10 protein-coding genes are annotated in these 9411 nt (G+C 71.6%); 2 read left to right on the plus strand and 8 right to left on the minus strand.

Features of this window, described 5'->3' with window-relative positions:
* Positions 1-41: 41 nt before the first annotated feature.
* The 4 genes from GTY47_RS19445 to afsQ1 all read right to left on the minus strand — a co-directional run bounded on the left by GTY47_RS19445 (position 42) and on the right by afsQ1 (position 3617).
* Complete coding sequence (locus tag GTY47_RS19445; protein WP_343336050.1) at positions 42-578, minus strand: VanZ family protein; 537 nt, start codon at positions 576-578, stop codon at positions 42-44.
* Positions 579-718: 140 nt separating this feature from the next.
* Positions 719-1336, minus strand: coding sequence for a hypothetical protein (locus GTY47_RS19450; RefSeq protein WP_010048885.1), 618 nt, complete (start codon positions 1334-1336; stop codon positions 719-721).
* Entirely contained in the window at positions 1336-2943 is a 1608-nt protein-coding gene (locus GTY47_RS19455; RefSeq protein WP_010048887.1) for a HAMP domain-containing sensor histidine kinase, read from the minus strand. The genes GTY47_RS19450 and GTY47_RS19455 overlap by 1 nt, the downstream gene beginning before the upstream one ends.
* Positions 2940-3617 carry a two-component system response regulator AfsQ1 gene (gene afsQ1 / locus GTY47_RS19460; protein WP_010048893.1) on the minus strand — a complete coding sequence of 226 codons (678 nt, stop codon included), beginning with the start codon at positions 3615-3617 and terminating at the stop codon, positions 2940-2942. The genes GTY47_RS19455 and afsQ1 overlap by 4 nt, the downstream gene beginning before the upstream one ends.
* A 237-nt stretch (positions 3618-3854) precedes the next feature.
* On the opposite strand from afsQ1, the gene GTY47_RS19465 reads away from it, so the two are divergent.
* On the plus strand, positions 3855-4610 hold the full coding sequence (locus GTY47_RS19465) for a SigE family RNA polymerase sigma factor (protein WP_010048895.1): 756 nt from the start codon (positions 3855-3857) through the stop codon (positions 4608-4610).
* A gap of 183 nt (positions 4611-4793) precedes the next feature.
* Here the strand turns inward: GTY47_RS19465 and GTY47_RS19470 are convergent, their stop codons facing one another.
* Positions 4794-5453 (minus strand): uridine kinase, encoded by a 660-nt coding sequence (locus GTY47_RS19470; RefSeq protein WP_086012613.1) that lies wholly within the window; start codon positions 5451-5453, stop codon positions 4794-4796.
* Positions 5454-5554: 101 nt separating this feature from the next.
* Between GTY47_RS19470 and GTY47_RS19475 the strand changes: the two genes are divergently transcribed.
* Positions 5555-5950 carry a hypothetical protein gene (locus tag GTY47_RS19475; RefSeq protein ID WP_010048898.1) on the plus strand — a complete coding sequence of 132 codons (396 nt, stop codon included), beginning with the start codon at positions 5555-5557 and terminating at the stop codon, positions 5948-5950.
* Positions 5951-6034: 84 nt separating this feature from the next.
* Here the strand turns inward: GTY47_RS19475 and GTY47_RS19480 are convergent, their stop codons facing one another.
* From GTY47_RS19480 to deoC, 3 genes are read right to left on the minus strand one after another with little or no spacing between them, the layout of a single operon-like run.
* Positions 6035-6922, minus strand: coding sequence for an aldehyde dehydrogenase family protein (locus GTY47_RS19480; RefSeq protein ID WP_010048899.1), 888 nt, complete (start codon positions 6920-6922; stop codon positions 6035-6037).
* The gene (locus tag GTY47_RS19485) at positions 6915-8351 is read right to left on the minus strand and encodes an aldehyde dehydrogenase family protein (protein WP_010048901.1); all 1437 of its coding nucleotides are present in this window, start codon (positions 8349-8351) and stop codon (positions 6915-6917) included. Before GTY47_RS19485 ends, GTY47_RS19480 begins: the two co-directional genes overlap by 8 nt.
* Positions 8352-8371: 20 nt before the next feature.
* Positions 8372-9334 carry a deoxyribose-phosphate aldolase gene (deoC, locus tag GTY47_RS19490; protein WP_010048903.1) on the minus strand — a complete coding sequence of 321 codons (963 nt, stop codon included), beginning with the start codon at positions 9332-9334 and terminating at the stop codon, positions 8372-8374.
* Positions 9335-9411: the final 77 nt, after the last annotated feature.

Raw genomic sequence — 9411 nt, forward strand, 5'->3', positions numbered from 1 at the left:
TCGTGAGGCCTCTCGTCCGAGTACCCCATCTGCACTCCACGCTACGGAGACGAAGGGGGCAAAGCGTCGCTCCACGGGGCGATCCCGACCCTGGGAATCGTCGGGGTCCGACCCTGAGCCGGCTCCTCCGGGGGCAGGGGCGCACGGGGCGGGCGCGCCGTGGTCCGGCGGCGCAGCCAGGAGCGGCCGGCGGGGACGAGCGCGAGATGCGCGAGGGCCACGCCCGCGGTGTTGAGGAACAGCGAGTCGACGTCGACGACCTGACCGGGAACGCCGGTCTGGAGCAGCTCTATGCCCAGTGACAGCAGGGCGCCGGCCGTGACGGTGTTCAGCAGGGACGCCAGCGGCGAGACGAACAGCCTGCCGCTCGCCATCGGCAGCAGCACGCCCAGCGGGGCGAGCAGGGCCAGCCCCTCACAGATCCGGCGGGCCGCCTCGGGCCAGCCCAGGGCGAGATCGGCCCGGATGCCGTCGAACGGCCGCAGATTGGCCGGCATCACCCAGGGCACGTCCAGCGGCCGCAGCGTCAGCCAGGCGACGAACGCGAGGTGTGCGACGAGGAGGACACCTCCTGTCACACGGATGCGGAACGCGGCGCTGCCGCCGATGGAGCCTTGACGCACGCCCCTCAAGACGCGGCCTCCGGCAGGATCGGTTCCGGGACGGGCCCCGGTCGGCCTGTGAGGCGTGCGCCACAGCCCGGCGGTGCCCGGCCCGCTCACGCCCCGGCCGCCTCCTTGGAGGGCGGTTCCTTGCTGCCCGGGCGGGCCCGCACCTCGTCCGTGCACTCGTAGCGGCGCGGGGAGCCGGCGCCGGGGCCGCCCAGGACCACGGAGCCGTCGCCCTCGGCGGCCGCCGAGTCGGAGAAGGTGCAGACGATCTGGGCGAGGGCGTACGAGGTGAGGCTGTCCGGCGCCGTGCTCAGCCGCAGTGTGTCCTCCGGGTCGCCGGGCCGGGGCCCGCCCACGGTGATGCCGCCGCGTACGTCCGTGCTGTAGCCGGCCTCCTTCTCGGCGGGCGACGGCGACGCCGCGAGCTGGTCCAGCAGGCCCTGCGCCACCAGCATCCGCCGCTCGGAGTCGGCCGCGCCGTCCGGGACCCGCACGGTCCGGTCGACGGTCACCAGCGAGGACCCGCACAGCAGGAACACCTGCACCGGCAGCCCCCGGGCGGTCTGCGTCGACACGTCCGGCTCGGCGAGCGAACAGCGCACCCGCGACGGCGCGGGCCCGAAGTTCGTCGGCACCTCCGTGGCCCGGATCCCGCAGCCGGCGAGCAGCAGGGCCAGCACGGACACCGCACCGATCCGGGCCCTGGACACGAGACGTGTGGTCATCAGGCGTCCCCCTTCGAGTCCGCGCCCCGGTCCTGGCCGGTGTCGTCCCCTGGCTTCCGCTCGCCCTCGGCGGGCTGTTCCCCCGGCCCGGACGTGTGGCGCGGGAGCCGCAGGGTGAACACCGCGCCCGAGTCGGGCGAGTTGGCCGCGGTGATCTCGCCGCCGTGGATGTGGGCGTTCTCCAGGGCGATGGACAGGCCCAGGCCGCTGCCCTCGGAGCGCGGCCGGGAGGCACTGGCCTTGTAGAAACGGTCGAAGACGTGCGGCAGGACGTCCTCGGGGATGCCGGGCCCGTGGTCCTGCACCTCGATGACGAGCGAGTCGTCGGCCTCGCGGACGGACACCCGCACCGGGGAGCCGCCGTGCTTGAGCGCGTTGCCGATCAGGTTGGCGAGGATGACGTCCAGACGGCGCGGATCCAGCCGGGCGTGGATGCCGCGGTCGGCGTCCAGCTCGACCGCGTCCAGCCAGGCGCGGGCGTCGATGCACGCGGTGATCTGGTCGGCGATGTCGACGTCGTCCAGGACGAGCCGGGCCGTGCCCGCGTCGAAGCGGGTGACCTCCATCAGGTTCTCGACCAGGTCGTTCAGCCGCCGCGTCTCGCTGACCACCAGTCGGACGGCCGGCTCGATCATCGGGTCCATGCTCCCGGTCTCCGCCTCCAGCTCCTCCTCCAGCACCTCCGTCACGGCGGTGATGGCGGTGAGCGGCGTCCGCAGCTCATGGCTCATGTCGGCGACGAACCGCCGGGACGCCTCGTCCCGCGCGGCCATGTCGGCGACCCGCTTCTCCAGCGCCTCGGCCGCCTTGTTGAAGGTCCGCGACAGGTCGGCGAGTTCATCGGTCCCGGACACCCTGAGCCGGGTGTCCAGCTTGCCCTCGCCGAGCCGCCGCGCGGCCGCCCCGAGCCGCTGCACCGGCTTCAGCACGGTCGTCGCGGCGGCCTGCGCGAGCAGCGCCGAGCCGATCAGCGCGAGCCCGGTGGCGATCCCCAGCGACCAGGACAGCGAGTTGAGGTCCTTCGCCTCCGGCTCCAGCGACTTCAGCATGTAACCGGTCGGACCGCCGCCGATCACCCGCGTACCGGCCACGAGATACGGCGTGTCGTGGTCGACGACCCGCTGCCAGTACAGGTGGTACGGGTGCTTGTCGGCCCCGTCGACCTTCTGCCTCTTGTTCACCGCCGTGCGCAGCGAGACCGGCACGTCCTGCAGCGAGAAGCCGCTCAGCCCGCCGGAGCTGCCGTAGACGGTCCTGCCGTCGGCGTTGCTCGCGACCAGCAGCACGCTGAAGCGCTGGTCGCTGCCCGCCATCTGGCCCGCGGTGTGCTGGAGCTCGTCCTGCGTCGGATGCTCGGGCAGCGCACCCGCCCGGTTCTGCATCTCCTGCTCGAAGTCGTGCAGCACGGCGTCCTGGGCGCGGGTGAGCACCGCCTCGCGGTTGAGCCAGTACGCGATGCCGGACGCGGACACGGCGGCCGTCAGCGCCACCAGGCCGAAGACGACGACCAGCCTCAGCCGCAGGCTGGTGAAGCGCAGCCGCGACAGGACTCCCTTGCGCGCCGCGGTCCAGCCGCGGTCCCCCCCTTGGTGGTGCCGCTGTCTCACTGAGGCGGATCCAGCCGGTAACCGACACCCCGCACGGTACGGATCAGCGTCGGGGACGAGGGCACGTCCTCGACCTTGGCGCGCAGCCGCTGGACACAGGCGTCCACGAGCCGCGAGTCGCCCAGGTAGTCGTGCTCCCACACCAGCCGCAGCAGCTGCTGCCGCGACAGCGCCTGCCCCGGCCGCCGGCTCAGCTCCAGCAGCAGCCGCAGCTCGGTCGGCGTGAGCTGGAGGTCCTCGCCGTTCTTCGTCACGGTCATCGCCGAGCGGTCGATGACGAGGCTGCCGAACGTCGCCGCGTCGTTGGACTCCCGTTCGCCGCGCCGCAGCACGGCCCGGATCCGGGCGTCCAGCACCCGCCCCTGCACCGGCTTGACGACGTAGTCGTCGGCGCCGGACTCCAGACCGACGACCACGTCGATGTCGTCGCTGCGCGCGGTCAGCAGGATGATCGGCAACTGGTCCGTGCGCCGGATGCGCCGGCACACCTCGAACCCGTCGATGCCGGGCAGCATCACGTCCAGCACGATCAGATCCGGCCGCTGCTCGCGCAGCAGCTTCAGACCGTCCTCACCACTGGCAGCGGTCGCCACCCGGTGACCCTGGCGCGTCAGTGAGAGCTCCAGGGCCGTCCGGATGGCGTCGTCGTCCTCGATCAGCAACAGGGAAGGCACGGGCACATTCTGGCCCATGGAGGGGCCGGGGTTCGACCTGTGGGCCGAGATGAGGGCCGCGCGTAGCGCCGACGCCTGTGCACGGGCCATGGCCGTCCTGTCGCAGACCCCTGTGACAGGTCTGTGACAGTCGGCGGACACGGCCATGAAAGTGCCGCGGCAAGCTTTTCGGCACACGCAGGAAAGCCCGCCCGACCGGCGGGCCGCACACCGGAAGTCCACGACGGGGGGCGCGAGATGAACACGCTGCACGGCACCAGCACCAGCGCAGTGGTCACGCGTCTGCACGACGTGAACCGGGGTTCCGAGAAGTCCGGTGCCGTGAGCGGGCGGGGGTGCGCTCGCGGCACCGGGCGTCAGCACACCGCGTTCATGACGGTGGTTGACGCGCACACGGGGGAGAACAAGGGGACGGGGGCGGTTCACGGGGGAGCCGCGTACGGGGAGGACTCGGGGGAGCGCCGCTCGCTGTCGGAGGCGGAGTTCACCGCCTACGTCCAGGAGCGCCGCGCCTCCCTGTACGCCACCGCCTACCACCTCACCGGCGACCGCTTCGAGGCCGAGGACCTGCTCCAGAGCGCGCTGTTCTCGACGTACCGGGCGTGGGACCGGATCAGTGACAAGGCCGCGGTCGGCGGATACCTCCGCCGCACCATGACCAACCTGCACATCAGCGCCTGGCGGCGCCGCAAGCTCAACGAGTACCCGACCGAGGAACTGCCGGAGACGCCCGGCGACACGGACGCGATGCGCGGCACCGAACTGCGCGCGGTCCTGTGGCAGGCGCTGGCCCGGCTGCCCGAGCTCCAGCGCACCATGCTGGTCCTGCGCTACTACGAGGGCCGCACGGACCCGGAGATCGCGGAGATCCTCGACATCAGTGTCGGCACGGTGAAGTCCAGCATCTGGCGGTCGCTCCGCCGGCTGCGCGAGGACGAGGTCCTCAGCTTCGGCCGTGACGAGCAGGACGCCTTCGGCGAGCTCGTCGCCTGAAGGTCGGGGGGGAGCACCAAAGGGGCCCCACGGGGGACTGGAACCGGGGCCCACGGGGGAACTGCGGAGACGCTGGGGGGCGTCTCCTCAGGAAGTGGGGGAAACACGGGGGAGGACAACGGGGGAGCACAAGAGCGGGACTGGAGGGCCGGGGGGTCCGTCCAGTCCCGCTTCTCTCGTTGCCTAGGCCGCCGTACCGAGGCTCGCACAGCGGCCCGCCGCCGCGGCCGCCAGCCGGCCCATCGCCTCGTCGCGGTCGCAGGCGTACGCGCCCAGCGCGGTCTGGCGGGCGACGATCTTGCGCTCGTCCCGCATCAGACGCCAGCCGCGGCGCAGCAGGAACGGCACCGACTTGCGGCCCTCCCGCAGATCCCGCAGGAAGCGGCGGCGGAACGTCCTCACCGGGCCGCGGCTCAGGCACAGCGCGTCGGCGAGGACGCCGAGCTCCCGGCAGCGCGTGACGATCTCCGCGGCGAAGATGCCCTCCGCGATGAACAGCGGGGTCCGCCCGATGTCCACCGTCTCCGTGCCGGTGCGGGCGCTCTGCGCGATGTCGTAGACGGGAACGTCCGTACGGCCCGTGCGGCACAGCCGGGTGATCGCGGCGACGGCCGTGTCCGCGTCCCACGATGCAGGATGGTCCCAGTCGATGTCCGAACTCCCCGCCACCAGCGGCAGCGTCGGGTCGTCGCCCTCCTTGTAGAAGTCGTCGAGCCGCAGCACCGGGAGGCCGGAGCGGGCCGCGAGGAGGGACTTGCCGGAGCCGGATGGGCCGCAGAGCAGCACGACTCGCGTCGGTATGGCCAGAGGGGAACTCACGGGACACCAGTGTGAGGCATCCATCGGGGGCCGTACGACCCCGCGGGTCGCCTTTGATGCGCGCGTCACACCTCAACTACCCTTTGTGTCGAATCGATTACCCAGTGCATCAGAAGGTGGCAGCGATGACCCGACACGACTCGCCCAAGAAGCCGACCGTCAGGCGTGCCCTGGCCGTGCTCGCGACCGCGGGAGTGGCGCTCGGAGCGGGGACGGCGACGGCCGCGGCGGGCACCGGCTCGATCTTGGACGTGGCCCACACCTCCCTCGGCAGGACCGACCCCCAGACCGGCTTGCGGACCGCGACCCAGGCCGTCGGTCACACCACCGGTCCGGTCACGGGCCTCAAGCCCAACCCCCTCGCCGGCACGGGAGTCGACCCGCTCGACAACAGCGTCGGCACCGAGGTCGCCGACTTCAAGCCGGTGAAGTCCAAGGAGCTGACGGGGCCGGTGGCGCAGGCCCAGTCGGTCGAGAGCGTGCCGGTGGCGGGGCAGGCGGCGGGACTGCTCTCGCGGTAGGCCTCGTACGCGACAGGCGCGCAGGAGAGAAGCCCCGGCCCTCCCGGACGGAGGAGGGCCGGGGCTTCCGCTGTGAGGGGCGGTCTAGTACGAGGAACCGGACGCGCCCAGCGACCCGGTGGGGTGCCAGACCGTTTTCGTCTCCAGGAACGCCGTCATGCGGTCGATGCCGGGAGTCTCCGTGTAATCCACAGGCTGTGGACGGAGGACGCGCTTGAGGTTGTCGGCCGCGGCGATCTCCAGTTCCTTCGCGAGGGCCTCGTCGGCGCCCGCGAGGTCGATCGCGTTGACGTCCTGGTGGGCGGCCAGCGGGGTCGCGATCTCCGCCGTACGGCCCGACAGGACGTTGACCACGCCGCCGGGGACGTCCGAGGTGGCCAGCACCTCGGCGAGGGACAGCGCGGGCAGCGGGGCCTTCTCGCTCGCCACCACGACCGCCGTGTTGCCGGTCGCGATCACCGGGGCGAGCACCGACACCAGGCCCAGGAAGGACGACTCCTGCGGCGCCAGAACCGCGACAACGCCCGTCGGCTCGGGGGAGGAGAGGTTGAAGAACGGACCCGCCACCGGGTTGCCGCCGCCGACCACCTGGGCGATCTTGTCGGTCCAGCCCGCGTACCAGACCCAGCGGTCGATCGTCGCGTCCACGACCGCCGCCGCCTTGGACTTCGACAGCCCCTCGGCGTCGGCCACCTCACGGGTGAACTGGTCGCGGCGGCCCTCCAGCATCTCCGCGACGCGGTAGAGGACCTGGCCGCGGTTGTACGCCGTCGCGCCGGACCAGCCGCCGAACGCCTTGCGGGCCGCGACGACGGCGTCCCGGGCGTCCTTGCGGGAGGACAGAGGCGCGTTCGCCAGCCAGTTGCCCTTGGAGTCGGTCACCTCGTACACCCGGCCGCTCTCGGAACGCGGGAACTTGCCGCCCACGTACAGCTTGTAGGTCTTGAGGACACTGAGTCGCGTGTCAGACATCGAGGTACGCCTCCAGGCCGTGGCGGCCGCCCTCGCGGCCGAAGCCCGACTCCTTGTAGCCGCCGAACGGCGACGTCGGGTCGAACTTGTTGAACGTGTTGGACCAGACGACGCCCGCGCGGAGCTTGTTCGCGACCGCCAGGATGCGCGAGCCCTTCTCCGTCCAGATGCCGGCGGACAGGCCGTACGGCGTGTTGTTCGCCTTGGCGACCGCCTCGTCCGGCGTGCGGAAGGTGAGCACCGACAGCACCGGGCCGAAGATCTCGTCGCGGGCGATGGTGTGCGCCTGGGTGACGTTGGTGAACAGCGTCGGGGCGAACCAGTAGCCGCTCTCGGGCAGTTCGCAGGCCGGTGACCAGCGCTCGGCGCCCTCCGCCTCGCCCTGCTCGACGAGGGAGGTGATGCGCGTGAGCTGCTCCTCGGAGTTGATCGCGCCGATGTCGGTGTTCTTGTCGAGCGGGTCGCCCAGGCGCAGCGTCGACAGGCGCCGCTTCAGGGACTCCAGCAGCTCGCCCTGGATGGACTCCTGTACCAGCAGGCGGCTGCCCGCGCAGCAGACCTGGCCCTGGTTGAAGAAGATGCCGTTGACGATGCCCTCGACGGCCTGGTCCACGGGTGCGTCGTCGAAGACGATGTTGGCGCCCTTGCCGCCCAGTTCGAGCGTGACCTTCTTGCGGGTGCCGGCGACCGTGCGGGCGATCTCCTTGCCGACGGCCGTGGAGCCGGTGAAGGCGACCTTGTCCACGTCCGGGTGGGCCACCAGCGCCGCGCCCGCGCCGCCGTAGCCGGGGAGGATGTTGACGACGCCCTTCGGCAGGCCCGCCTGGCGGCAGACGTCCGCGAAGAAGAGCGCCGTCAGGGGCGTGGTCTCCGCGGGCTTCAGCACGACCGTGTTGCCGGTGGCGAGGGCGGGCGCGATCTTCCACGCCAGCATCAGCAGCGGGAAGTTCCAGGGGATGACCTGGCCCGCCACGCCCAGCGGCCGCGGGTTCGCGCCGAAGCCGGCGTGGTCGAGCTTGTCGGCCCAGCCCGCGTAGTAGAAGAAGTGCGCCGCGACCAGGGGGAGGTCCGCGTCGCGGGTCTCCTTGATCGGCTTGCCGTTGTCGAGGGTTTCGAGCACGGCGAGCTCGCGGGAGCGCTCCTGGATGATCCGCGCGATGCGGAACAGGTACTTGGCGCGCTCCGAGCCGGGCAGCGCCGACCACTTCCCGAAGGCCTTGCGGGCGGCCTGCACCGCGCGGTCCACGTCAGCCTCGCCGGCCTGGGCGATCTCGGAGAGCACCTCCTCGGTGCTCGGCGAGACCGTCTTGAAGACCTTGCCGTCGGCCGCCTCCACGAACTCGCCGTCGATGAACAGGCCGTACGAGGGCGCGATGTCGACGATCGAGCGCGACTCGGGGGCCGGGGCGTATTCGAATACCGATGACACGTTTTCCCTGTTCATGGGGGTCAGTCCACCGTCACGTAGTCGGGGCCGGAGTAGCGGCCGGTGGCCAGCTTCTGGCGCTGCATCAGCAGGTCGTTCAGCAGCGAGGAGGCGCCGAAGCGGAACCAGTGGTTGTCCAGCCAGTCCCCGCCGGCGGTCTCGTTGACCAGGACGAGGAACTTGATGGCGTCCTTGGAGGTGCGGATGCCGCCGGCCGGCTTCACACCGACCTGGATCCCGGTCTGTGCACGGAAGTCACGCACCGCCTCCAGCATGAGGAGCGTGTTCGCCGGGGTCGCGTTGACGGCCACCTTTCCGGTGGACGTCTTGATGAAGTCCGCGCCCGCCAGCATCCCGAGCCAGCTGGCGCGGCGGATGTTGTCGTACGTCGAGAGCTCGCCCGTCTCGAAGATGACCTTCAGGCGCGCGGACGTGCCGCAGGCCTCCTTCACGGCGGTGATCTCGTCGTACACCTTCAAGTATCGGCCCGCGAGGAACGCCCCGCGGTCGATGACCATGTCGATCTCGTCGGCGCCCGCGGCGACGGCCTCACGGACGTCGGCCAGCTTGACGGCGAGCGGGGCGCGGCCGGCCGGGAACGCCGTGGCGACGGAGGCGACCTTCACGCCGGAACCGGCGACGGCCTCCTTGGCCACGGCCACCATGTCGGGGTAGACGCAGACCGCGGCCGTGGTCGGCGTCGTACGGTCGGTCGGGTCGGGCCGGACCGCCTTCGCGCCGAGCGCCCGGACCTTGCCCGGGGTGTCCGCGCCTTCCAGCGTCGTCAGGTCGACCATCGAGATGGCGAGGTCGATGGCGTACGCCTTCGCGGTCGTCTTGATCGAACGGGTGCCGAGGGAAGCCGCACGGCCCTCCAGCCCGACCGCGTCGACGCCGGGGAGCCCGTGGAGGAAGCGGCGCAGCGAGCTGTCGGACGCGGTGACGTCCTTGAGGGGGTGAGCTGCGGTGAGTGCAGAACTGGGCATGGTCACCAGACGAGCATATCTACGCGCGTAGCGGCTGTACAGCCCCTGGCTTTGCTCGGGTGGGTCGGGGTGGTGGG

This window comes from Streptomyces sp. SID5464 (assembly GCF_009862985.1).
Classification (GTDB): domain Bacteria; phylum Actinomycetota; class Actinomycetes; order Streptomycetales; family Streptomycetaceae; genus Streptomyces; species Streptomyces chartreusis_D.